Origin of the sequence: Rummeliibacillus sp. NPDC094406, from assembly GCF_044763875.1 — a bacterium.
In the GTDB taxonomy this organism is placed as follows: domain Bacteria; phylum Bacillota; class Bacilli; order Bacillales_A; family Planococcaceae; genus Rummeliibacillus.
Window position 1 is genome coordinate 139,268 of sequence record NZ_JBIWGZ010000003.1, and the last position, 23,988, is coordinate 163,255.

General features: G+C 35.5%; 27 protein-coding genes and 1 pseudogene. 3 read left to right on the top strand and 25 right to left on the bottom strand.

Annotated features, from left to right (window positions below):
• Window position 1 precedes the first annotated feature (1 nt).
• The 8 genes from ahrC to nusB form a co-directional block, all read right to left on the bottom strand.
• Window positions 2-451 carry a transcriptional regulator AhrC/ArgR gene (ahrC, locus tag ACIQ4I_RS09045; RefSeq protein ID WP_403095477.1) on the bottom strand — a complete coding sequence of 150 codons (450 nt, stop codon included), beginning with the start codon at window positions 449-451 and terminating at the stop codon, window positions 2-4.
• A gap of 102 nt (window positions 452-553) precedes the next feature.
• Complete coding sequence (locus ACIQ4I_RS09050; protein WP_397539247.1) at window positions 554-1,375, bottom strand: TlyA family RNA methyltransferase; 822 nt, start codon at window positions 1,373-1,375, stop codon at window positions 554-556.
• Window positions 1,375-3,282, bottom strand: a complete 1,908-nt coding sequence (dxs, locus tag ACIQ4I_RS09055) for a 1-deoxy-D-xylulose-5-phosphate synthase (RefSeq protein WP_403095480.1) — start codon at window positions 3,280-3,282, stop codon at window positions 1,375-1,377. The genes ACIQ4I_RS09050 and dxs overlap by 1 nt, the downstream gene beginning before the upstream one ends.
• Before the next feature lie 92 nt (window positions 3,283-3,374).
• Complete coding sequence (locus ACIQ4I_RS09060; RefSeq protein ID WP_403095483.1) at window positions 3,375-4,259, bottom strand: polyprenyl synthetase family protein; 885 nt, start codon at window positions 4,257-4,259, stop codon at window positions 3,375-3,377.
• Window positions 4,260-4,499, bottom strand: a complete 240-nt coding sequence (locus tag ACIQ4I_RS09065) for an exodeoxyribonuclease VII small subunit (protein ID WP_397539250.1) — start codon at window positions 4,497-4,499, stop codon at window positions 4,260-4,262. It abuts the gene before it with no gap.
• Window positions 4,500-4,502: 3 nt separating this feature from the next.
• Window positions 4,503-5,858, bottom strand: a complete 1,356-nt coding sequence (xseA, locus tag ACIQ4I_RS09070; RefSeq protein WP_403095486.1) for an exodeoxyribonuclease VII large subunit — start codon at window positions 5,856-5,858, stop codon at window positions 4,503-4,505.
• A 202-nt stretch (window positions 5,859-6,060) separates the two neighbouring features.
• Window positions 6,061-6,912, bottom strand: a complete 852-nt coding sequence (gene folD / locus ACIQ4I_RS09075; protein ID WP_403095489.1) for a bifunctional methylenetetrahydrofolate dehydrogenase/methenyltetrahydrofolate cyclohydrolase FolD — start codon at window positions 6,910-6,912, stop codon at window positions 6,061-6,063.
• A gap of 36 nt (window positions 6,913-6,948) precedes the next feature.
• Window positions 6,949-7,323 carry a transcription antitermination factor NusB gene (gene nusB / locus ACIQ4I_RS09080; protein ID WP_403095492.1) on the bottom strand — a complete coding sequence of 125 codons (375 nt, stop codon included), beginning with the start codon at window positions 7,321-7,323 and terminating at the stop codon, window positions 6,949-6,951.
• A 372-nt stretch (window positions 7,324-7,695) separates the two neighbouring features.
• Here nusB and ACIQ4I_RS09085 point away from each other — a divergent pair.
• Window positions 7,696-7,932 (top strand): annotated as a pseudogene (locus tag ACIQ4I_RS09085) (transposase); the annotation flags it as partial.
• Window positions 7,933-8,149: 217 nt separating this feature from the next.
• Here ACIQ4I_RS09085 and ACIQ4I_RS09090 read toward each other — a convergent pair.
• From ACIQ4I_RS09090 to ACIQ4I_RS09150, 13 genes are all read right to left on the bottom strand, one after another.
• On the bottom strand, window positions 8,150-8,557 hold the full coding sequence (locus ACIQ4I_RS09090; RefSeq protein WP_397539254.1) for an Asp23/Gls24 family envelope stress response protein: 408 nt from the start codon (window positions 8,555-8,557) through the stop codon (window positions 8,150-8,152).
• A 21-nt stretch (window positions 8,558-8,578) separates the two neighbouring features.
• A complete protein-coding gene (gene accC / locus ACIQ4I_RS09095; protein WP_403095495.1) occupies window positions 8,579-9,934 on the bottom strand; it encodes an acetyl-CoA carboxylase biotin carboxylase subunit in 1,356 nt (451 codons plus the stop codon).
• Window positions 9,935-9,949: 15 nt separating this feature from the next.
• Window positions 9,950-10,456: an acetyl-CoA carboxylase biotin carboxyl carrier protein gene (accB, locus tag ACIQ4I_RS09100; RefSeq protein WP_403095498.1), complete on the bottom strand. Its 507-nt coding sequence runs from the start codon at window positions 10,454-10,456 to the stop codon at window positions 9,950-9,952.
• Between the two features lie 115 nt (window positions 10,457-10,571).
• Window positions 10,572-11,120, bottom strand: coding sequence for a SpoIIIAH-like family protein (locus ACIQ4I_RS09105; protein ID WP_403095500.1), 549 nt, complete (start codon window positions 11,118-11,120; stop codon window positions 10,572-10,574).
• On the bottom strand, window positions 11,117-11,368 hold the full coding sequence (locus ACIQ4I_RS09110; RefSeq protein ID WP_403095503.1) for a hypothetical protein: 252 nt from the start codon (window positions 11,366-11,368) through the stop codon (window positions 11,117-11,119). Before ACIQ4I_RS09110 ends, ACIQ4I_RS09105 begins: the two co-directional genes overlap by 4 nt.
• 264 nt (window positions 11,369-11,632) lie before the next feature.
• Window positions 11,633-11,779 carry a hypothetical protein gene (locus tag ACIQ4I_RS09115; RefSeq protein ID WP_403095504.1) on the bottom strand — a complete coding sequence of 49 codons (147 nt, stop codon included), beginning with the start codon at window positions 11,777-11,779 and terminating at the stop codon, window positions 11,633-11,635.
• Window positions 11,779-12,579 carry a stage III sporulation protein AE gene (locus ACIQ4I_RS09120; RefSeq protein ID WP_403095506.1) on the bottom strand — a complete coding sequence of 267 codons (801 nt, stop codon included), beginning with the start codon at window positions 12,577-12,579 and terminating at the stop codon, window positions 11,779-11,781. The genes ACIQ4I_RS09115 and ACIQ4I_RS09120 overlap by 1 nt, the downstream gene beginning before the upstream one ends.
• 126 nt (window positions 12,580-12,705) lie before the next feature.
• Window positions 12,706-13,026: a hypothetical protein gene (locus ACIQ4I_RS09125; RefSeq protein ID WP_403095509.1), complete on the bottom strand. Its 321-nt coding sequence runs from the start codon at window positions 13,024-13,026 to the stop codon at window positions 12,706-12,708.
• A gap of 54 nt (window positions 13,027-13,080) precedes the next feature.
• Window positions 13,081-13,311, bottom strand: coding sequence for a SpoIIIAC/SpoIIIAD family protein (locus tag ACIQ4I_RS09130; RefSeq protein WP_403096120.1), 231 nt, complete (start codon window positions 13,309-13,311; stop codon window positions 13,081-13,083).
• Between the two features lie 1,551 nt (window positions 13,312-14,862).
• Window positions 14,863-15,420 carry an elongation factor P gene (gene efp / locus ACIQ4I_RS09135; protein ID WP_403095512.1) on the bottom strand — a complete coding sequence of 186 codons (558 nt, stop codon included), beginning with the start codon at window positions 15,418-15,420 and terminating at the stop codon, window positions 14,863-14,865.
• A gap of 24 nt (window positions 15,421-15,444) precedes the next feature.
• Window positions 15,445-16,512 carry a M24 family metallopeptidase gene (locus ACIQ4I_RS09140; RefSeq protein WP_403095515.1) on the bottom strand — a complete coding sequence of 356 codons (1,068 nt, stop codon included), beginning with the start codon at window positions 16,510-16,512 and terminating at the stop codon, window positions 15,445-15,447.
• A 5-nt stretch (window positions 16,513-16,517) separates the two neighbouring features.
• Window positions 16,518-16,958: a type II 3-dehydroquinate dehydratase gene (aroQ, locus tag ACIQ4I_RS09145; protein WP_403095518.1), complete on the bottom strand. Its 441-nt coding sequence runs from the start codon at window positions 16,956-16,958 to the stop codon at window positions 16,518-16,520.
• A gap of 28 nt (window positions 16,959-16,986) precedes the next feature.
• Window positions 16,987-17,436, bottom strand: coding sequence for a hypothetical protein (locus tag ACIQ4I_RS09150; RefSeq protein ID WP_403095520.1), 450 nt, complete (start codon window positions 17,434-17,436; stop codon window positions 16,987-16,989).
• 389 nt (window positions 17,437-17,825) lie between these two features.
• On the opposite strand from ACIQ4I_RS09150, the gene ACIQ4I_RS09155 reads away from it, so the two are divergent.
• Window positions 17,826-18,710, top strand: a complete 885-nt coding sequence (locus ACIQ4I_RS09155) for a DUF1385 domain-containing protein (protein WP_403096121.1) — start codon at window positions 17,826-17,828, stop codon at window positions 18,708-18,710.
• 109 nt (window positions 18,711-18,819) lie between these two features.
• On the opposite strand, the gene ACIQ4I_RS09160 is transcribed toward ACIQ4I_RS09155, so the two are convergent.
• The 4 genes from ACIQ4I_RS09160 to ACIQ4I_RS09175 all read right to left on the bottom strand — a co-directional run bounded on the left by ACIQ4I_RS09160 (window position 18,820) and on the right by ACIQ4I_RS09175 (window position 23,459).
• Window positions 18,820-19,167: a hypothetical protein gene (locus ACIQ4I_RS09160; RefSeq protein WP_403095522.1), complete on the bottom strand. Its 348-nt coding sequence runs from the start codon at window positions 19,165-19,167 to the stop codon at window positions 18,820-18,822.
• Between the two features lie 68 nt (window positions 19,168-19,235).
• Window positions 19,236-19,814, bottom strand: a complete 579-nt coding sequence (locus tag ACIQ4I_RS09165; RefSeq protein WP_403095525.1) for an HAD-IA family hydrolase — start codon at window positions 19,812-19,814, stop codon at window positions 19,236-19,238.
• Window positions 19,815-19,882: 68 nt separating this feature from the next.
• A complete protein-coding gene (locus tag ACIQ4I_RS09170) occupies window positions 19,883-22,447 on the bottom strand; it encodes a vitamin B12-dependent ribonucleotide reductase (protein WP_403095529.1) in 2,565 nt (854 codons plus the stop codon).
• Between the two features lie 178 nt (window positions 22,448-22,625).
• Window positions 22,626-23,459, bottom strand: a complete 834-nt coding sequence (locus ACIQ4I_RS09175) for a lipoate--protein ligase family protein (protein WP_403095532.1) — start codon at window positions 23,457-23,459, stop codon at window positions 22,626-22,628.
• 107 nt (window positions 23,460-23,566) lie between these two features.
• Between ACIQ4I_RS09175 and ACIQ4I_RS09180 the strand changes: the two genes are divergently transcribed.
• A complete protein-coding gene (locus ACIQ4I_RS09180) occupies window positions 23,567-23,947 on the top strand; it encodes a rhodanese-like domain-containing protein (protein ID WP_403095535.1) in 381 nt (126 codons plus the stop codon).
• Window positions 23,948-23,988: the final 41 nt, after the last annotated feature.

A 23,988-nucleotide genomic window follows, 5' to 3' on the forward strand; every position in this document is an offset into this window, starting at 1 on the left:
CTTACAGCATTTCAATTAACCGATTTTTGATCGCATCTCGCTCTGTCTCGGCACGACAAATAATGAGAATAGTGTCGTCACCACAAATTGTGCCTAAAATTTCCTCCCAATCCAAATGATCGAGTAAAGAACCAATAGCATGTGCATTACCTGGTAATGTTTTCATGACTAACATATGGCTTGTTCCATCGATTGATATGAATGCATCTGCTAATGCACGATGTAGTTTCTGGATTGGATTGAAGCGTTGGTCAGCTGGTAAGCTATATTTATATCGTCCATCTTGTAATGGTACTTTAATAAGATGCAGTTCTTTAATATCACGAGAAATAGTTGCTTGGGTTACTTGATATCCTGCTTCTTTTAACAAATCGACTAAATCATCTTGCGTTTCAATTTCATTATTTGCAATCATATCACGAATTCTAATATGTCGTTGGCTTTTATTCAATTGTTTTCACCTCTATGCATAATTATGCTCATTCATAAATAACGTAACATTTTTTCTTTATTTTAACAAGAAAAAACACGGTCCGACAAAGCTAGGACCGCGTTATTTCAGTTGTTGATGTGCTTCTTTAACTAAGGAAGTAAAATCCGTATAGGATTCAATTTCTTCTCCTGGCTTTGGATTATATAGATGAAATAGAAACTCAATATTTCCCTCTCCACCTGTTATTGGTGAGTAGGAAGCATCTTTTACAACAAAACCAATTGATTTAGAAAAAGTTGCGATTTTATCTAATACTTCTAAATGAGTTTTCGCCTCACGGACGACTCCTTTTTTTCCTACTTTTTCTTTTCCTGCTTCGAATTGTGGTTTTACAAGAGCTACCACATCTCCTCCAGGTAATAGAAGTGTTTTCAATACTGGGAGGATCAATTCTAAAGAAATAAAGGATACATCAATTGTTGCGAAATTCGGAAGACCTTCAATTAAATCAGGAGCTGTTACATAACGGAAGTTTGTTTTCTCCATTACTGTTACACGTTCATCAGAACGAATTTTCCATGCTAACTGATTGGAGCCAACATCTAATGCATAGCAATGTTTTGCACCGTTTTGTAATGCACAATCTGTAAAGCCGCCTGTTGATGATCCAATATCTAGCATTAATTTATCTTTTACATCAACATCGAATAGTTTCAATGCTTTTTCTAATTTTAAACCGCCACGACTAACATATGGTAATTGATGTCCTTTAATTGTCAATTCGCAATCGACGGGGATTTTTTCCCCCGCCTTATCGATACGAACTTCTTTTGAGAACACAAGTCCTGCCATAATCGTACGTTTTGCTTTTTCACGTGTTTCGCATAAGCCACGTTGAACTAATAATATATCAACGCGTTCTTTTGGTATTTTTGTTGTCATTATGCTTTTAAACCTGCTTGCTTATTCGAATTTTTGGTTACTAATTCTTCGATACGTTTTACTGCTTCCTCGTCTGTAATATGCAAATCGCGAAGCAATAAATCGACACTACCATGTTCTACGAAGACATCTGGAATACCTATGCGATCGATTATGTCTGTAGAGTAGTTATGATCATTAGCAAATTCTAATACAGCACTACCAAATCCACCTTCAAGCATAGCTTCTTCAATTGTTAATATTGGTTTTCCGCTTTGCATTAATCGGTGAAGCATATTCTCATCCATTGGTTTGATGAAACGTGCATTGATAATTTCAACTTTAATCCCTTTAGCTGCAAGTATATTGGCTGCGTCTTCTGCTAGAGGTATGGTTGTTCCAAATGTCACGATTGCTGCATCTTTTCCATCTCTTAGCACTTCCCATGAGCCAATTGGGATATCGTGTAATTCTTCATCCATAGGCACACCTAAACCATTACCTCTAGGATAACGAAGTGCAATTGGACCGTCATTATAATCTAATGCCGTTTTCACCATATGTTGTCCTTCATTTTCATCTTTTGGCATCATAATCACAATATTCGGCATATGTCGTAAAAATGCAATATCAAAGACACCTTGGTGGGTTTCTCCATCGGCTCCAACTAGTCCTGCACGATCAATTCCGATAAAGACATTTAGATTTTGACGACAAATATCATGTAACATTTGATCATAAGCACGTTGTAAGAATGTAGAGTAAATCGCTAAAAACGGTTTCGTTCCAGCTTCAGCCATTCCAGCTGCCATGGTCGCTGCATGTTGTTCTGCAATACCAACATCAAAGAAACGATTTGGAAATTCTTTTGCAAAACCTTCCAGTTTCGATCCAACTGGCATTGCTGGTGTGATTGTTACAACACGTTCATCTACACGAGCAATTCTTGTAACTGTATCTGCAATCAATTTAGACCATCCTGGTGCAGTCGTGCTTGATTTCACAAAGTCTCCTGTTTCTATTTTATAAGGACCTGTTCCATGCCAAGTACCGATTGTATCAGTTTCAGCTGGTAAATAGCCTTTACCTTTTTTCGTGACAACATGAATAATAACGGGACCTTGCATTTTTTTTGCATTTTGTAATGTTGCTTCGAGTGTTTCAAAATTATGACCATCAATCGGTCCAAGATATGTGAAACCTAATTCTTCAAAGAACACACCTGATACAAGTAAATATTTTAAGCTATCTTTTACTCGTTCAGCTGTAGAAGCTAATTTTCCACCAACTGCTGGAATTTTCTTCAATAAACCTTCTAAATCGTCTTTTGCTTTGTTATATTGGTTCGCTGTGCGAAGGCGACCTAAAATATTATGCATAGCTCCAACATTCGGTGCGATAGACATTTCGTTGTCATTTAAAATAACAATCATATTCTTTTTTTCATGCCCAATATGATTTAGTGCTTCTAGAGCCATACCACCTGTTAAAGCACCATCACCAATAATTGGAACGATATAGTTGTGTTCACCTTTTACATCGCGTGCAGCTGCCATGCCCATAGCTGCAGAGAGTGATGTGGAACTGTGGCCTGTTTCCCAAACATCATGATCACTTTCATTACGTTTAGGGAAACCACATAAACCTTTATATTGACGGAGTGTATCAAATTCTGATGCACGACCAGTTAAAATTTTATGGACGTAGGCTTGATGTCCAACATCAAAAAGAAATTTATCTTTAGGACTATTAAAAGCACGATGAAGTGCAATTGTTAGCTCAACAACCCCTAGGTTCGGACCTATATGCCCACCTGTTTTTGAGCATTTTTCAATTAAAAACTTTCGAATATCATAGCTCAGATCTCTGAGCTGTTTCGTATTTAATTCTTTCAAAAAGGATGGACTAGATATACTGTTTAAATCCATCGCCATCACACACCTTTTCATTATAGATTCATCGCACAATGTTTTTTACCATTATAACAGTGATAATCAATTGCACAAAATTAAATGGGCTGTTATTTGTTACGATGAACAATATATTCAGCAAACTCTTTCAATAAATTACTTTCAGATGGCAATTTTCCCAATGCTTCAATAGCCAAATTATAATGTGTATGAAGTTTTTCTTTTGCACCATCTAATGTTAAAAGTGCAGGGTAAGTGCTCTTATCACTTGCAACATCTTTTCCTGCTGTTTTACCTAATTGTTCTGTAGTTCCTACTATATCAAGGATGTCATCTTGTATCTGGAAGCATAGACCAATATGATTTGCATATTCAACCAAAATAGCCTTTTCTTCTTTTGAGGCACCAGCTAAAATAGCTCCAGATTCAATACTAAATCGTAATATAGCACCTGTTTTATTGACATGAACGTTTTCAAGTTCTTCTAATGTCAATTGCTTTGTTTCACCTTCGATATCTAGGATTTGTCCTCCTACCATACCTTCAGCACCCGCTGCAACACTTAGCTTATCTATAAGTTCTAAACGTTTTTCGGCGTCAACTTGTTCCATTCGAGCTAAAATACCAAATGCAATCGTATTGAGTGCATCACCAGCTAGTGTCGCAAATGCATCACCATATACTTTATGGTTCGTCAATTTACCACGGCGATAATCGTCATTATCCATACTTGGCAGATCATCATGGATCAATGAATAGGTATGAATCATTTCAATGACAGCACCTACAGTGTAAGCTGCATCATCTTTTACATTGAAATGATCCATAACAGCTAATACAAATAGCGGGCGAACTCTTTTACCACCTGCGTTTAAGGAGTAAAGCATTGCTTCTTTTAATATTTCTGGTGCTGTAATCTCTTTCACAAGATCATTCATACGTTGTTCAACGACAGGAATGTTCTCATTCATAAATGCTTTCAATTGTTGCGTCATTTACTTTTTTCCCTCTTCTCCTGCTGGTTCAAACGGCTGTTCATTTCCGTTTTCATCCATAACGGAAACTAGTTGTTCTTCAGCTTTAGTCAATTGTTCATGGCAAAACTGAGATAATTTCATTCCTTTTTTGTACAGTTCAATAGCATCTTCTAACGGAACTTCACCTTGTTCTAGTTGATGTACTATTTCTTCAAGATCATTAATCGATGTCGCAAATGTTTGTTTTTTACCAGTCATCTCTTATACTCCTTTATTTTCCATTGTAATAGATGTAATGGTTGCAGTTGCTTTGCCGTCATGTAGATGAAATTCTACCTCATCTTTTTCCTTAATATCCTGGATTGATTTTAGTACTTGTCCATTGTGATAAGTAAGGCTATATCCACGTGTCATAATAGATAATGGATTTAATGCTTCTAGTGTTCGAATAACGGAACGAAATTCTTCTTTTTTTTGATTGATCATTTGTAAGACCGCTATTTTCAATAATTTCTCATTATTCTCTACTCGCTTTTTTTCATAGCGAATCTGTTGAATTGGTGAACGAATTTGCAGACGATGATCCATTTGATTAACTAAAAGTTTTTGATTTTTTATATAGTTCACGATACTTTGTTGTAATTGTTCGTCTATTCTCGAAACATGCTCGATAAAAGGTCGAAATAATCGATCAGGATAGGCTAGTGGATAGGATTTCTGTAAGCGCTCTAATTTTGCTTTCTCGTGTTTGATTCTTGCTTGAGTTAACTGGAATAATTGAGCTCTTCTTGTAAGCAAATATTTGGCCAAATCCTCGCTGCTAGGTACTGCTCGTTTTGCAGCTGCAGTTGGCGTGGCAGCTCGTACATCTGCTACCAAATCAGCAATTGTCGTATCTGTTTCATGACCTACACCACTTATTATTGGCAGATCACTTTCAAATATTGCCCGGGCAACAATTTCTTCGTTAAAAGCCCATAAATCCTCTATAGAACCGCCACCACGTGCAACGATTAATGTATCAATACCAGGCGTATTATTCGCCTGTTCAATCGCCTTTACAATACTTTTGGCAGCATGCTCCCCTTGTACAAGCGCGGGGAATATCACAATATCAGTTAATTTATAATGCTGTTTGATGGTCGTACAAATATCCCGAATTGCAGCACCAGTTGTGGCTGTTACGACAGCAACCTTTCTTGGGAAAGTTGGAATTGGTTTTTTATATAAATCAGAAAAAAAACCTTCTTTTTCAAGTTTTTCTTTCAACTGTTCAAAGGCTAAATATAAACTACCAAGACCATCTGGATCCATTGTTTGAGCATAAAGTTGATATTGTCCGCCACCTTCATACACATTAACATCACCTTTTATAAGCACTTTCATTCCGCTCTCAGGTTTAAACTTCAATTGTTTTGCATGTGTAGCAAACATTACTGCCTTAATCTGTGTTTTTTCATCTTTCAATGTGAAATAGATATGGCCTGAACCTATATGGTGTTTGACATTAGAGAGTTCTCCTTTTACGTAAACATTACGTAAATGAGGATCTACGTCAAATTTCTTTTTGATATATTTTGTTAAAGCTTGGACTGTTAAATAAGGTGTGCTTGTCAAAACCTCAAACTCCTTATCTATTCGCTTTGTTAGCGTATGCTATGTAGCGATTTGTTAAGTAATTAGCTTCACGTTTCAAGCTACGGTGTATTTAGGCTATTTTCCTTCGATCGACCACTTCATCATCCAAGTAAAAGAGCTGTCTTTCGCTAGAAAAACAGCCCTTGACGTTACTATTTTACCTGTTTTACGTTGATTTGTCTTATGATAACTTTTTTTTAGCAGATTGCAATGTATTAAATAATAGCATTGTAATTGTCATAGGACCAACGCCACCTGGTACAGGTGTAATTGCTGAAACTTTTTCGATGACTGCATCGAAATCTACATCTCCGCAAAGTTTGCCATTTTCATCTCGGTCCATGCCAACGTCGATTACAACAGCGCCCTCTTTTACATGATCTGCACCAATCATTTTTGCACGCCCTGTTGCTACAACTAAAATATCAGCTTGAGTTGTAATAGCTTTTAAATCGGGAGTTTTTGAGTGACAATATGTAACTGTAGCATCTTTTTGTAATAGTAGTTGTCCCATAGGAACACCCACAATATGACTTCGACCAATCACAACAGCGTGTTTCCCTGCAATATCTACATTAGCATGTTCTAGAAGTTTCATCACGCCATATGGAGTACAAGGTAAGAATGTTGGTTGTTTTAATAACATTTTACCGACACTTATTGGATGGAAGCCATCGACATCTTTGTCTGGAGAGATCGCTGCGATTACTTTTTGTTCATCGATATGCTTTGGAAGTGGTAATTGAACTAAAATCCCATCAATTGATGGGTTAGTGTTTAATTGCTCAATATGTTGTAACAATGTTTCTTCTGTGACTTCTGCAGATAACTTAATTAGCTCTGAGTAAATGCCCATTTGTTCACATGATTTTTGTTTGTTTGAAACATAGGTATGTGAAGCGGGGTCGTCACCTACTAAAATAACTGCTAGACCTGGAGTAATACCTTGTTCTTTTAAAGCATTCACTTCTTGTTGAATGGATTGTCGAATCGTATTGCCAATTTCTTTACCGTTAATTAGTTTGCCTGACATCTTGTTAACACTCCCAAATTCAGCTTTTTTTATCTATTATGCAAATTTTGATAATACACCGTTGACAAATTTACTTGATTTTTCGTCACCGAAAGTTTTACTTAGCTCAATTGCCTCGTTTAATACAACACTTTTTGGTATTTCTGGTGTATACATCAATTCATAAGCCGCTAAGCGCAAAATTGTTCTTTCAATTTTAGCTAAACGATCGAATGACCAATTTTCTAATTTCCCTGCTAATGCAGCATCAATTTCTGGTTGATGTTGAACAGTACCTGAAACTAATTTTTCATAGAAATCATTTGTTTGTTCTTCCATCACGTGCACCATTGCTTCTTGAATTGTTAACTCTGTATTTTCTAGTTGAAAAAGTGTTTGTAACGCTTTTTCGCGCGCTTCTCGTCGCTTCATTATTGTTTGTGCTCCTTTATACTACTACATCGGTACACTGTGGACTGTTAAATGTTATAAAATAGCAAAGAACGGCACAAGTGACCCATTATGTGAAGTATTTCATTTGTTTACATTTAGATTTATTTTATCACAAAATAAATATCATCGCATGGATTCTTGCATCTTTTGAAAAATCAGAAAAAAATTATACAAAAACTCTTTTGAACCATTTTTCTCGGACGAGCAGCGTAGCATTGCAGAAGCATTGTTTTGCTAAGAAAAAGAACCTAGCAAATGTGTAGGAGACTGAAAATGTCTGATTAGCATGTATATCCTTTGATTTCCGTTATAATTAAAGGAACTAATGGAACTAACTACAGGTAGTGTCTCATGATTTCAAATCAAGAATCCTAAACTTAAGCCCATTTATAGCATTGTACGATAAAATTGTGCCGAATTCGCTAAATCAATGAACTCGTCGATTTTTCATTTATTCTAGAAGAACTTAAAACAGAATACTGTTTAGTTAATGGACGCAATGCGATTCCACCAATTCGTATGTTCAAGTATTTATTATTTAAAGCGATTTTTGATGTATCGGATGTAGACATTGTGGAAAGCACTAAAAACTTTTTGAATTGTACTTGCGTTCTCAACATTTTACTTCTCACGATTAGAGATTCAAAGGATGTTCTTTTTGTAACTAAATCAAGAGTAAAGGAGCACTTCTGAAAAATAAAAAGGGTGTCTTGAAAGTGATTTTACACTTTCAAGACACCCTATAGATACGCCTTAGAATGTATCTGTAAGTAACAAATACATTCTTCTACGCTCATAAGAAAAATTATTCAGTTTTTGCGTCGTTCAATTGGTCAAATTGAATTCCTGTAATATGTACATTCACTTCTTTTGTAGTGTGAGATGTCATATTAGCAATTGCTTCTCGGATTTGAGTTTGAACTTGCTTTGCTACTTTCGCGACAGATACACCATATTGCACGAAGCAATAGACATCTACGATTAAGCCTTCTTCAGTCCATTCTGTTTTTATCCCTTTACCATGAACTTTTTTACCGAATTTTTCTACAACACCTGTAGCAAAATTACCTCTAGTTTTAGAGACACCTTCCACTTCAGTTGTAGCAATTCCCGCAATAACTTCAATGACTTCAGGTGCAACCTCAATCTTACCTAATTTATCCTTACCAGAAGGAGTATTTTGTGGTAGAGATTGTACGACTTTATCAGCCATAGAGTTCGCCCCTTTCTCGTGTTATGAATTCATAACGTCATTTTCTTCAAGGAATTTTGTATTGAATTTCCCTGATTTAAATACTTCATGATCCATTAATTTTTCATGGAAAGGAATTGTTGTATGAATGCCAGGTCCTTCAACAATAAATTCACCTAAAGCGCGTTTCATTTTAGCGATTGCTTCTTCACGAGTATCAGCATGTACAATTAATTTCGCTACCATTGAATCATAATATGGCGGAATTGCATAGCCTGGGTACATCGCTGAATCAATACGCACACCAATACCACCAGGAGCTAAATAACTTTCAACTTTACCTGGAGATGGCATAAAGTTTTTAGATGGATTTTCTGCATTGATACGACATTCAATCGCCCAACCATTTACTTTCACATCTTCTTGTTTATACACCAATTTTTCACCAGATGCAATTTTCAACTGTTCACGAACTAGGTCAATACCTGTGATGGCTTCTGTTACTGGGTGTTCTACTTGGATACGTGTGTTCATTTCCATGAAGTAGAATTTATCCTCTTTATAGTCATAGATAAACTCAACAGTACCAGCACCACGATAACCACAAGCAATTGCTGCTTTAACAGCTGCGTCACCCATTTCAGTACGGCGTTCTTCAGATAGTGCTGGAGATGGAGCTTCTTCTACAAGTTTTTGCATACGACGTTGAACTGTACAGTCACGTTCACCTAAATGGATAGTATGACCATAGCTATCAGCTAACACTTGAATTTCACAGTGACGGAAATCTTCGATGAATTTCTCTAAGTATACGCCTGGATTACCAAAAGCCGCTGCTGCTTCTTTTTGAGTAATTTGAACGCCTTTGATCAAATCCTCTTCATCACGTGCAACGCGGATCCCTTTACCACCACCACCGGCAGTAGCTTTAATAATAACTGGGTATCCGATTTCTTTTGCCACTTCTACAGCTTCATGTTCATCTGCTACAAGACCTTTTGAACCTGGAACTGTTGGAACGCCTGCTGCAATCATTGTGTCTTTTGCGATATCTTTAATACCCATAATTTTAATCGCATCAGAAGTCGGTCCGATAAAAGTAATGCCAGCATCTTCACAAGCTTCTGCAAAGCTAGCGTTCTCTGCAAGGAAACCGTATCCAGGGTGAATACCATCACAACCTGTTTTTTCTGCCACTGTTAGAATTCTATCAATTTTCAAATAACTATCACTAGAAAATTTAGAACCGATACAGTATGCCTCGTCCGCAAGTTGTACATGAAGTGCTTCACGATCTGCATCTGAATATACAGCAACAGATTGAATATCTAATTCTTTACATGCTCGAATAATGCGTACCGCGATTTCTCCACGGTTTGCGATCAATACTTTTTTCATTGCACACGGCCTCCCTTAGTTTTCTTTCACTAGGAATAAAGGTTGACCGTATTCCACTAATTCGCCGTCTTTAACAAGAACTTCGACGATTTCACCTTTTACTTCTGCTTCAATTTCATTGAATAATTTCATCGCTTCGACGATACAAACGATTGATTCTTCGCCCACTTTGTCCCCTACTTGAACGAATGCTGGAGATTCAGGATTTGGTGATTGATAGTAAGTACCAACCATCGGTGAAACGATTTTGTGTAAAGATGCATCATTTGCAACTTCAACTTTTGGTGCAGGTGCTGCAGCTTTTTCTGCAACTGAAGCTGCTGGTGCTTTAGGAGCTTCAACAACTTGAGCTGCTGGTGCTGTAACCGCTTTAACAACTTGCGCTGGAGCTTCAGCTATAACTGTTGTACCACTATTCTTTTTAAGTTTAACTTTTGTGTCATCTACTTCGTACACGAACTCATCGATTGAAGAAGAATCTACTAGTTTAATGATTTCGCGAATTTCTTGAATTTTCAACATACATTACTCCCCTTACTTGTGTGTAGTATAATACATTTACTATTTTATCTCGTTTAATGTATTTTTTAAACACTTATTTATAAATAAACATTATTCAAGAAAATTCGCACAAAAATCAGTTAATTGTTTCAGATTGGAAATCGACAACAATTTGTCCAGAGTTATCAAGCTCTTTTTTTACCATATAAATAATTTCATTTGCCTTAGCTTTTGACAATTCATTCGCCTGTACTGTAACACGAATTCGATCGCTTTCAGCTTTTACAAATGCATCTGGATATCCTAAAGTTTTGATTAACATTTCTAACATAGCTTCGTTTGATTCATTTTTTGAAATGGCATCAATTTGATTGAATGCTTCGTTTTTTTCTTCAGCTGTGTATTGTGAGGAACCGATTTTTTTATTTAAAGTATCTTTTAATTGACTACGTTGATTTTGTAATTCCATTCGCATTTCTTCAAATAGATGACTTTCTGTTGTCACTGGTGTTGTTTTACCTGTTTTACTAGCAATATCACTAATTTTAGTATCTTTTAAAGCGTTATCACTGAAAATTGCTAGTCCATTAAATGGTGTCACAGGATTAGATAAATAATATACCGAAATTACCGCAGCTAAACTTAGTAATGTTAAAAACCATACTGCTTTCTTTTTTACTCTCAATTTGAATCCTCCTTTTTTTCCATTGGTCGTACCACAATTCGATGGGTTGGTATTTCTAGTACACTTGATAAAACTGTAACGAGATCATTTTTTACTGTTATCGAATCAGCTCCTTCTGCCACGACTAAAACGCCCGTTACTTTTTGTTGTTTGCTTTCAGCATTTTGTTGCCAACTAAAATATTGGCTTAATGATGATTCATCAGTTTTCGCATCTGGTGTTGGCTGATCATAATAGAAATAAATCATCACTTTTCCTACGCCCTCAATTGAACTAAGAATAGATGTTAATTCTTGATATTGTTCTGTATTGTTAGTGGAAGTTTTCGCATCATCTTTCGCTCCCTTTGATAGGCTCCAAAAACCACTAACTAAAAGTAGTACAATGATGATTCCTGCAATGAGATACTGCGACTTTTTAAAGTGTAGTGCTTTTCCAAGGACATCTCCTCCTTCAATACATTAACAACTAGTACATCTTATGAACTGATTGTATTCAATATGCAAAGCAATCTATAAAAAGAAATAGTTAATGCAATAAAGTGCTATGACCATTCTTAAAAGTTGAGTTGATTCTTCCTCATAATCTTTCGGCAAAATTAAAAGTAATATTTTTCCGACTATACTAAAAGCTAACAAGCCAAATAAAAAGCTTGTCACTACGTTCCTCCCTTTCCTATTTGCATTTGTATCATTAGTAGCACCATCATGATAGTAAAGAAATACGCGAATGCAATTAAAAACGAAACAGCACAGAGGACAAAGAGAGTTTTACTAATATCTTCAATTAATCCATTTACTTTACTATCTGTAAAAGGTTCTAATACTGCTGATAGAAAACGATAACTAAAACCCAATATTAAAATATTTATTGTAGGTAGGATTGTTACACTCCAGACACTGATTAATAATCCCGTACTAGTTGTTACTAATGCAGTTGAGGAATATTTTTTAAAAGTATTAAGAGATTCCGTAACTAACGAACCAATAATCGGGATATTCTGTTGGATTAACCTTTTAATAGGTTCAGATATATCTGCTGTATAGGAGCCAATAATGACACCATTAGCAGCAAGTAACATCGCATAAATTACTACTGAAGCTGAAACAATACTAAGAACAGACATACGCAAAAAATCCGCCATTTTAGCAAAGGATAACTCAGGCAACATCCTCGTAATAAAATCAAATACAAAAGAAGCTATTAACATTGGAATAAGGTATTTTGAAACGATTACTAAAACTGTTTGTAAAAACAATAAAAAAACGGGACTAATCGCCAATACTGAAAATAGCCCCGAACCAAGAAGTAAAGATGATGTTAATAATGGTGACAGTACAACATAGATATGCATCAGTTGATCTGTAATATCTTGCATTTGAAGAAATGCATCAAATACAGGACGAATGGTGACCACAATCACTACGATTAAAAAGAAAAACCTTGTCCACTCTTTCATTGTTGGAATCAGCCAATTGATACAAAGAAATAGAAATGCATATAGAAAAAAAGAACGTAGTGCAAAAAGTTGCTCTTTAAATGGCTCTAAAAAGAAAGTAGTCAGTTGTTCGATACTTACAACCTCCTATGGTACTAATAGCTTCTCCCATTGCTTTAAAAGTTGACCTAACTCGTCCAACCATAGTGTTACAATCCAAATTTTAATCGCAAGATGACTAATAAAAGCAATGCTTCCATAATCATTTTCTTCTAATAAATGAGAAACTATGATTGAACATAAATAAAGCAAGGAACTACCTAATATTAATGGCAGATATGGCAAATCAAATAAATAAAACGTTCGTAATTTTTGCCAAAAAGGTAGTACAACTTGCATCATTAGGAAACTACATAATATAAAAAAAAACACGATTGATAATAAGCGATGTAATGCTGGAGACGTCATTTGTATTCCTACCAAAAGCAGGAGTGATAGTAATATATAGAATAGGAATGTCATCTATGACGTCATCAGCCATTGGAAAAATGTAATAATTTCATCAAAGAAGAGACGCAAGAATCGAAGTAACTCGATGGTTATATATAGATATGCAATGAAATTTAGGAAAAAGGAAAACTCTTTTTTTCCTGTTTGTTCAAAGAAAACATGCAATAATCCTAAGACAAGTCCAATCCCAGCAATACGAAGCAAATCTTGAAGTTCCGAAGTCGCCCCTCCTTTCTCTTCAATTTATGTATGGCACAAAAAAATATGCAAAAAGAGAAGTGTCTAATTGTTTAAAAGACTTAGACTTATTTCTATTATGTTAGATTGATTTATTATGAAATTGTTGTTTGGGTTATTTCTTAGAATACAATACAGACAACACCATGAAGGATTTACCCATTAAGATTTACAAATTTAAATAAATCTATTGAATAAATTGCTTCTGGTCGCCCATTTATGAGAAAAAAGTGAGGAATTGAAATTGAAACTGTTTATTTGCATACTATTTTTTCTCTATTATTAGGATGCACAGCGGAAAATCAAGAACTACATTTGGAATTATTAAAAAGTTATTTTGTAAAGATTTCATGGGAAACCGCAAAATCGAGTATGGTTAGAAATAAGATTACTGAAAAAGTGTTTAAATATAAATATTAATAGTATTAATCTGTTTGCTGAATGATGTGGAATTAGCTTCGCTTTCCGCGGGCGAGCGTTGAGCCTCCTCGGCAGAGAACTGCCTGCGGGGTCTCACCTGTCTCGCTTTCCCGCAGGAGTCTTCGCTAATTCCACATCAACAAAGATAGCTATACAAGATTTTTATTATAAAATTTTCAGCTTTTTTACTTTTTCAGTACCTTCGCTAGAAAACAAGATGTCTTTACAACTCTAACCATAGATTCTGATAAGAAGAAAATATCGAAGGAATATAATATTTGGTTTAATAAAGAGAATTCTGTTACCTTTATTGATTGTAATGAACAAAAAACAGGAACTTTAAATAAAAAAGATGCCAAAGGTTTAAAAGAAAAACTAATGAAATGAATCAATTTTATATATCCATTTTTTTGTTAAGCAAGAACAATCCGCTACAGACGGCGCTTTCCACGGGCTTGACTTCAATCTTCTCGTCACTACTTTTTGAGTACTGAAAAAGTGTTTAAAAACAAATATTAATAATATTAATCTGTTTCTGCATGATGAGGAATTAGCTTCGCTTTCCGCGGGCGAGCATTGAGTCTCCTCGGAAGCCCGTACCGTGCTTCACTGCGGGGTCTCACCTGTCTCGCTTTCCCGCAGGAGTCTTCGCTAATTCCTCATCAACAAGGATAGCTATACAAGATTTTTATTATAAATTTTCATCTATTTTTACTTTTTCAGCGCCTTCACTTCGTTCCTGCAGGGCTTTCAGCTCAAACTTTTCCCGTAGGACAATGAATAGGCCTCACTGAATTAACATCGAACGAAAGAAATGCGAATGCATTTTCGAAGACTCGCCTCTTCTGCTTCACAAATCACAAAATTATTTATCATTAAATGTTCGTATATTTTTCATAAATTTAGCATTATAAAATTCATTCAAATAAGTTAATTAATAATAATGAATTTTCGCTTTTATCAACAAAACTGTAAATAATGTTATACTGCCTCAAAGATCATGTGTATTAATTCAAAAATACCTAAAAAAAAGATGACTCCTGTACAATACAGGAGTCATCTTCTTAATAATTCATAGTCTTTTCTAAATACCCTTCACAGAGGGTACATTTTAGATTATCATATGAAATAATTTAATTATGCACGTGAAACGTATGAACTATCTGAAGTGTTGATGATTAATTTATCGCCTTGGTTGACGAAGAATGGTACGTTTACGACTAATCCAGTTTCCATTGTTGCTGGTTTAGAGCCACCAGTTGCTGTATCACCTTTAATACCAGGTTCAGTTTCAGCTACTTCAAGTTCAACTGTATTTGGAAGATCGATACCTAGGATTTCACCTTCGTACATCATGATAAATACTTCCATATTTTCAAGTAAGAATTTTAATTCATATTCTAATTGTTCTTGAGTAAGTTCGATTTGTTCATAAGATTCCATATCCATGAATGCATATGCATCACCTGATGCATAAAGATATTGCATTTTACGAGTATCGATTTGTGCTTTTTCAACTTTCTCACCAGCACGGAAAGTTTTTTCTGCCACGCTACCGTTACGTAGGTTTCGTAATTTTGAACGTACGAAAGCAGCACCTTTACCTGGTTTTACGTGTTGGAATTCGATTACTCGGAATAGGTTCCCATCAACAAGGATAGTTAAACCTGTTTTAAAATCGTTAACTGAAATCATTTCTAAATATCCTCCAATATTAAATTATAAGATGATTAATTCTTTTGGGGCATGAGTTAATTTTTCATTGCCAGTCGCTGTAATAAGCGTATCATCTTCAATACGTACGCCACCAATACCCGGCAAATAGATACCTGGTTCACATGTTACAACCATTCCTGGTACTAATACTACATTTGAACGATGTGATAATGCAGGACCTTCATGTACTTCTAAACCTATCCCATGACCAGTAGAATGACCAAATGCATCACCATAGCCATGTTCTTTAATATAATTGCGTGTAACTGCATCCGCTTCAATACCCGTCATACCTGGTTTAAATTTTTCAAGACCTAGTAATTGAGCTTCTAAAACAATTTGATAAATTTCTTTTAGTTGATCAGCAGGTTCACCAACAGCAACTGTACGAGTTGTATCAGAGATATAACCATTGTATAAAGCACCATAGTCTAAAGTGACTAAATCACCTTTTTCAATTATTTTATCAGTTGCAACGCCGTGTGGCAATGCCGAACGCAATCCAGAAGCAACAATGGTGTCAAATGAAGAAGATGTTGCACCTTGTTTTCTCATGAAAAATTCAATTTCATTGGAAACTTCAAGTTCTGTTTTTCCTGGTTGAATAAACTGAATAATATGTTCGAATGTGGCATCCACAATCTCACAAGCGACCTTTATAATTTTAATCTCTTCTGAAGTCTTAATCAAGCGAATATTTTCAATTAGCCCAGATACTGCTAATAATTCTGCACTGATTAACTTAGAATATACTTCATACATTGCGTAGCTTACTGTATCTTTTTCAAAACCAAGCGTTTTTATACCCATCACTTTTACTTGATTTGCGATTTCTTCCATTATTGTTCCCTTGTTTTCAACAATGCGGAAACCATTACTTTTCACCTGTGCATTCGCTTGTTCTGTATAACGAAAATCTGTTATAAATACTGCATCGTTTTGTGAGACAATCGCAACACCTGTTGTTCCAGTAAAGCCCGTCATGTAGCGACGATTATAATCATTCGTAATTAAAAGGGCATCTAAATCTTGTATCTCAAGTGCTGTACGTAATTTTTCTAGTTTTCCCATAGTTGTCATTCCCCTCTTTCAGCTTCTAAAAACATTCTTAATGCTGCCTGATAGCCGAATGTACCAAGTCCTGTTATTTGTCCTACACAAACGGGAGCAAGGTAAGAATGATGTCTGAATTCCTCACGCTTATGTACATTTGAAATATGAATCTCTACAACCGGTACTTCTACACCTGCAATAGCATCTCTAAGAGCAACACTTGTATGTGTATATGCGCCAGGATTAAAAATAATCCCACTCACACTCGAATCTTCAGCCTCATAAATCCAATCAATCAGTTGCCCTTCATAATTGGATTGTTTACATTCAATTTCGGCATCGTACGCAGCAGCTAAACTCTTAAGCTTGGATTCAATATCTTGCAAGGTCTCAGAACCATAAATTGTTGGCTCTCTTTTACCTAGACGATTCAAATTAGGTCCATTTAAGCATAAATACTTCATCCATTTTCCTCCCAAATCTATAATATCCTTATTTTAGCACATTACTAGAATTGGGCAACTTATTTCGGGAATCTAAATTTCTTATTTTGGCATGATAAGATGCCGTTTCGAATATCCATAAAAGATGAATTGCAACTATGACAGCCAAAGGTACTGAGAATTTGTGTATATAGACTGTTTTTTGAACAGACCATTCAATTCCCCAAACAATAATCACTGCAACGACTAATGACATCATATCCATTCGAATCTTCTTTAACAATTCTCCCAAAGCAAATAAAATAGAAGCTATAGCAAGTAATAATACCCATAGCATAAACCACTTAACCAAAACATGTGAATCACTAAATACATGATATTTTTTTGTCCATCCAATCGGTGAAAATTTCATGAACGAAAAAGTTTTTAATAACTTTAATGAAAGAATACATGTAATGGAACTACAAAATATAGTCCAGAAAAACACTCGTAATCTCAATTGAACGCCTCCTTTGTAAAAAGGATAGACAAAATACCATAATAATATGCTTTTCCTAGAGCTTTGGTAAATTTTTTAGTACAATAAAGTGAAACTCCATCAGTGGGGGTTTTTCTTCATTCCCCACTGAAAAAAAGAACTCAATTTAATTTCGCCACGTCCTGTGGCAACAACTGAGTGTCCAACATCCTGTTGGACCGAACCAATCAGGCTTTTACGGGCAGTTATCCCCCACCTATCTTCTTCATTCTCAATCTTGAGGTGGGGGTGTTACTGCTCGTTAATGCGGGATAAAAGCAGTCTTAATTCATCTAAAGAGAGCGGTGTTGGTATTGAAAAATCAACCTAATCTTCCTGTATACGGAGGACAAGCTTTGGTTGAGGGTGTCATGATGGGGAGTAAAGAACATACTGTATCTGCCATTCGCCGTAACGACAACTCAATCGAATATTTTTATGTAGAGAGAAAGAAGAATCCAAAACTCCAAAAACTAAAGAAAATTCCTTTGGTGCGCGGAATCATTGCTCTAATCGAATCAGCAGCAAATGGTTCTCAGCATTTGCAATTTGCAGGTGAAAGATATGGAGTAGAACCTGGAGAAGAAGAAACAGAAGAAACAAAAGAAGGTTCAAAATTAGAAATGTGGCTTGGTGTTGCTGCAGTCGGTGTCATATCTTTTATCTTTGGTAAATTCCTTTTCACCTTAATTCCAGTCTTTCTAGCACAACTTTTTCATACTTGGTTACCAGGTAAAACAGCACAAATTTTACTAGAAAGCTGTTTTAAATTAATTTTACTAATAAGCTACATATATATTGTATCCTTAACACCACTTATTAAACGGGTCTTTCAATATCACGGATCAGAGCATAAAGTGATCAATTGCTTCGAAAATGGACTACCTTTAACTGTCGAAAATGTACAAGCACAATCTCGTTTACACTATCGTTGTGGTAGTAGCTTTATGTTATTTACAGTGTTCGTTGGAATGTTTATTTATTTCTTAGTTCCAACAGATCCATTTTGGCTTCGTATTGTAGACCGTATTTTGTTAATTCCCGTTGTTCTTGGGGTTGCTTTTGAAGTTTTGCAAGCAACGAACGCATGCCGTAATATCCCAGTCTTACGTTACTTAGGTTATCCCGGCTTATGGCTTCAACTGTTGACAACAAAAGAACCAAAAGATGATCAAGTTGAAGTTGCAATTGCTTCATTTAATAAGTTATTGGAAATTGAAAAAGATCCTTCAAAAATCCCAGGTAAAGCAGTCTAGTAGAGTATCCCTGCTTTAAATAATGCTGGTCTTTGAAAAAAATTATCAACATCTATTAATATAAATTTAAATAAAAATGCAAGGCGCCTAATTTAGGTGCCTTGCATTTTTATTTTTTACGATTGCGCCATTTTTGAATCACTTTTATTCCCAAGAATCCCACAAGCCAAAAAATCAAATAATAGATCGTAAAGCTCCAATATGATTTATCTAATAACGTGTACAATACAATAGCATACGCCATGTATGAAACGATTAGAGCGATAAATGGATTAATCTTATTTAATGCACATGAAATCCCTTGTACTAAAAATGCTAATGGGAAGATAATCGTTAGCCCTAATATGAAAATAGATTTATTGACATCTCCTTCACCAAAGGCCTTAAACATTGATAATACCGTTAAAGTAAGCATTGTAAAAGCTGGGAATACTATACCGGCAATTTTACTATACATGAAATCACTCCTTGCAGTTCCTTCTATTTTATCATGAAAAGGATTACAAAAAGTATTAATATCAAAAGTTAATACTTATTCCAAAATTGTTTCCATGCACTAGGAAACTCTCTATAATCATTTATTGAAAAATCAGCTGCTTCACATTCTCCTTGAAACATACATGTAGCAAATCCCACTTGTTTTGCAGGAATTAAATCAAGCTCACGATCTCCAATAACCAAGGATAAATTATATTTATCATGTAAATATTGATAAGACCCCGGATTAGGTTTTCTCGGAAAACCATTTTCTAAAGTGACAATTTCTTTAAAATAATGTGCTAAGTTGTAATGATGAAGGACTTTTTCAACAGTTGCTCGATCCTTATGCGTCATAATGACATTACAATTTGCTTGTTGTAGTACAAGTTCTATATTTGGAAATGGTGGCATCTGATCCATCTTAAGTGCACGATTTAATTGCATAAAACTCTCTTTTTCTTGTTCTGATATTTGAAAATAGTCAAAAGCATGAGAAAAGGAAACTTTTAAATGTTTGAAGACTTCATCAAAACTCCCTCTTTCTTGAATCGTTTGATAGAAAAGAGTAGCATATGCCGGATATGTATTACAAATTGTGCCGTCAAAATCCCATAATATATTCATTTATTTACCCCTATCCGAAAAAAATCCAAGTATGTATCACTACACACTTGGATTTTTTCTATTTTGTCTTATAGACCACATTTTAATTGGGCACCACAGTTTGTGCAAGTATTACAGCCACCTAATTCTTCGACTGTACCTTTACGGCATACTGGACAAGTATTACCCACTTCAGAACCTATTGTTACATTTGTAGAACGTAAATCTTGGATTGTATCCACTAGAACAACTGGACGTTTTTCAATTACTTTTTCTTCTTGCATCGTTTCATCCATATTGTTTTCTTCTGCTTTTAAAGTTAATACTTGTGAATCGCGGCTACCGTCAACATATACTGTACCGCCTTTTGCGCCACCATTGTATAAACGTTCATACACTTTTTGAACTTGCTCGACAGTATAGCCGCGAGGAGCATTTACTGTTTTCGAAATTGAGCTATCAATCCAACGTTGAATGATACACTGTACGTCTGCATGTGCTTCAGGAGCTAATTCCATTGCAGTAACAAACCATTCTGGTAAGTTTGCTTCGTCTGCTTCAGGATGTGCCGCTAAATATTCTTGAACAATATCAGCTTTTACTTCGATGAATTTACCTAGACGACCACTACGGTAGTAAGTAAATGAGAAGTAGGGTTCTAATCCAGTAGAAACACCAACCATTGTTCCTGTTGATCCAGTTGGAGCTACCGTTAATAAGTGTGAGTTGCGGATACCGCCATCAAGAACAGCTTGACGTATATGTTCTGGCAGTTTCTTCATATAGCCTGTTTCTGTGAAACGTTTGCGAAGCTCAGCAGTTTCTTTTTCGTTTTTACCGATCAAGAACGGGAAGCTACCACGTTCTTTTGCAAGCTCTGTAGATGCTTCATATGCAGTAACTGCGATTGTTTCGAAAATTTCATCTACTAAAATATTACCTTCTTCTGAACCATATTCTTTTTCGCAGTAGATTAGTAAATCTGCTAACCCCATAACTCCAAGACCGACACGACGTTCGCCTAAAGCTTGTATACGGTTATCCTCTAAGAAGTAAGGTGTTGCATCAATTACATTATCTTGCATTCTCACACCTACGCGAACTGTTTCTTTTAGCGCTTCAAGGTCAACAGTTTTTGTATCTTTTTGTGCAAATTGAGCTAAGTTAACTGCAGCTAAATTACATACTGAATATGGGGCTAATGGTTGTTCACCGCATGGATTTGTAGCAACAACTTTTTGACCGTAACTTTTAGCATTTGTCATTTCATTGGCATTGTCAATGAAGAAAATACCTGGTTCAGCTGAGTAAGTAGCACAAATATTGATCAAATTCCAAAGCTCAAGTGCTTTGATTTTGCGATATGAGCTTACAGCATGTCCCTTTTCTTCCCATTCACGAACATCGCCACATTCATGCCATTCATCGTTATAAATTGCCATTTCTTTTGCATCGTAAGTTTCAACAGATGGGAAACGCAGATCAAATTCTGCATCACTTTCAACTGCTTCCATGAATTCGTTTGTCAATGTAACAGAAATATTAGCACCTGTTAAGAATTCTGGATTGTTTACGCTATAAGTACCACCATCACGTAATTTTGTTTCAGCATCTTTGAAGATGGCTTCATTGAATCCGCCGAAACCAGGGATGGATTTATAATTGATAATACCTTGATACATCGCTTTTTCTTGCTCTGTTAAAGGTTTGAATTGTAGTTTTTCTTTTGCTAAGCGTTTAATTTCTTCATCTGTTGTATTTTCGATTAAGAATCGTAAAATACGAGGATTTTGCATTTTAGAAATAATAAATTCAAAAATGTCAGGATGCCAACATGATAGCATAATCATTTGTGCTCCGCGACGTGATCCACCTTGCTCTACGAGATGTGTCAATTTCGCAATATCATCGAGCCATGATACAGAACCAGATGATTTGCCGTTTACTCCACGAGCTAATGTATTACGTGGTCGTAATGTTGAACCATTTGTACCAACACCACCACCGCGACTCATGATTTCCATTACTTGTTTGCGGTGATCACTTATCCCTTCACGCGAATCTGCCACAAATGGCATAACGTAACAGTTGAAGTACGTAACATCAGTACCTGATCCTGCTCCGTAGATAACACGTCCTGCTGGGATGAAGTTCAGACCTACAAGTTGTTTATAAAACTTTTGATACCATGCTTCTCGTTTTTCTTCTGTCTTTTCGACAGATGCTAATCCCGTTGCATTACGTTTTGCTATTTGTTCGTAAAAAACTTCTAGAGGCTTTTCAATGACGTCTAGTGAGCGAGTAACAATTCCTTCTGATAGCTCTTCTGGATCATCGATTGCGCTACGATAATCATCTTCGATTAGAATTTTTGCTCTTTTTTTAACTTCATCGATTGAAACGATATAGCCAAGTCCACGAGCAGGAAACTTAGGATCTGCTTTTACTGTTAAAACAACAAAATCCCCAACTTTTAACGTTTTCTTTTCAGTATCTTTGAAAGAATAACGGTCGATCATCACAAGTCGAGAAACACCTTTGTGCGTTAAATGCATGTCCTCTGTGATTGGATGAACTTGAGGAAATTGTTGAATGTCTTTGTTTAGTTGTTTAATGTCGATTGTCTGATTATGATGCTGCGATGCAAGTACCATACCATCCGCCTCCCTATTTCTTATAGCAAAACACAATATATAGTATTTATACAATTAAATACGATACTATATATTGATTGGAAAAGCAAATAGCGCTTTTTTAGAAAAAAACGTTGTTATATCGCGATTCATAGGTATTTTCGGTTTTTTTATCACAAAAAATAAGCCTAAAAACCTATTATTTTCTAAAGTTCCATTCATCCGTTTCATAACGTGTTTTTGCAAGATTTTCAACAAAATCTTGTTGTTCTTGTGTCAATTCGTAAGGTACTAATTCAATATCTAGTGCATCTTCAAATCCCTTGTGGAAAGCTTCAGCACATGCTTCGACATCTACTTTACGTTTTGCTAATTGATTAATTGCGATCGCTTTTTGTGGTAAATGTTTGCGCATACGATCTTTTGATGCTTCTGATGGAAATTTGAAAACAGAGATCAATTTTTCATCATCTAAATCTATTAAAATTGATCCATGTTGTAAAATTACGCCCTCTTGTCTAGTTTGTGCACTACCTGCAACCTTTTTACCTTCTACGACAAGTTCATACCAACTTGGTGCATCAAAACAAACTGCACTTTTTGGCTTTTTCAAAATATCTCTTTTTTCTTCCGAATCAGGCACAGAAAAATAAGCGTCTAAGCCTAAATTGCGAAAGCCTAACAATAACCCTTCACTGATCACTCGATAGGCTTCTGTGACTGTTTTAGGCATGTTAGGGTATTTTTCTGAAACGATAACACTATACGTTAATTCATGTTCATGTAAGACTGCTCGCCCACCAGTTGGACGTCTTACAAAACCTAAATTTAATTTCTTTAATTGATCGAAATCGATATCTTTTTGTACTCGTTGAAAATAACCTACTGAGAGTGTCGCTGGATTCCATTCATAAAAACGAATTACTGGTGGAATTAGCCCTTCGCTATGCCAATGTAATAGTGCTTCATCTAAAGCCATATTATACGCAGGGCTACATGGACCTGAATTTATAAAATACCATTTAGTTGTCATTTAATCGTCTCCCTTTTATATCAACTTTTCTATTTTATCAAAGTCATTGGACTATCGCTAGTTCTTCTTTTATAATATTATTTATAGATAGAAAGGGGTAAGTCATCTTGAGCTGGTTATATACAATACTAATCATCCTAGTTGTAATTATTATTTACGCGCTTATTAATGCATTACGCTTAAAAAAAGCAGTTACAACTCTAAATGAAGAAGAATTTAAAAAAGGGTATCGTAAAGCACAATTAATCGATGTTCGTGAATTAAAAGAATTTGAAGGTGGGCATATTTTAGGTGCACGTAACTTACCTACAACCCAACTTCGTAATCGATATCATGAGCTTCGTCCAGATAAGCCAGTATACTTATACTGCCAAAATGCTGGTCGTAGTGCACGTGCTGCTTTATTCTTAAAGAAAAAGGGCTACAATGAACTTTATCAATTAGAAGGCGGTTACAAAAACTGGCACGGTAAAATTAAAGTGAAATAGTTTCTTCTAATTAAGGAAAGTCGTTTCAATTACGAAATGGC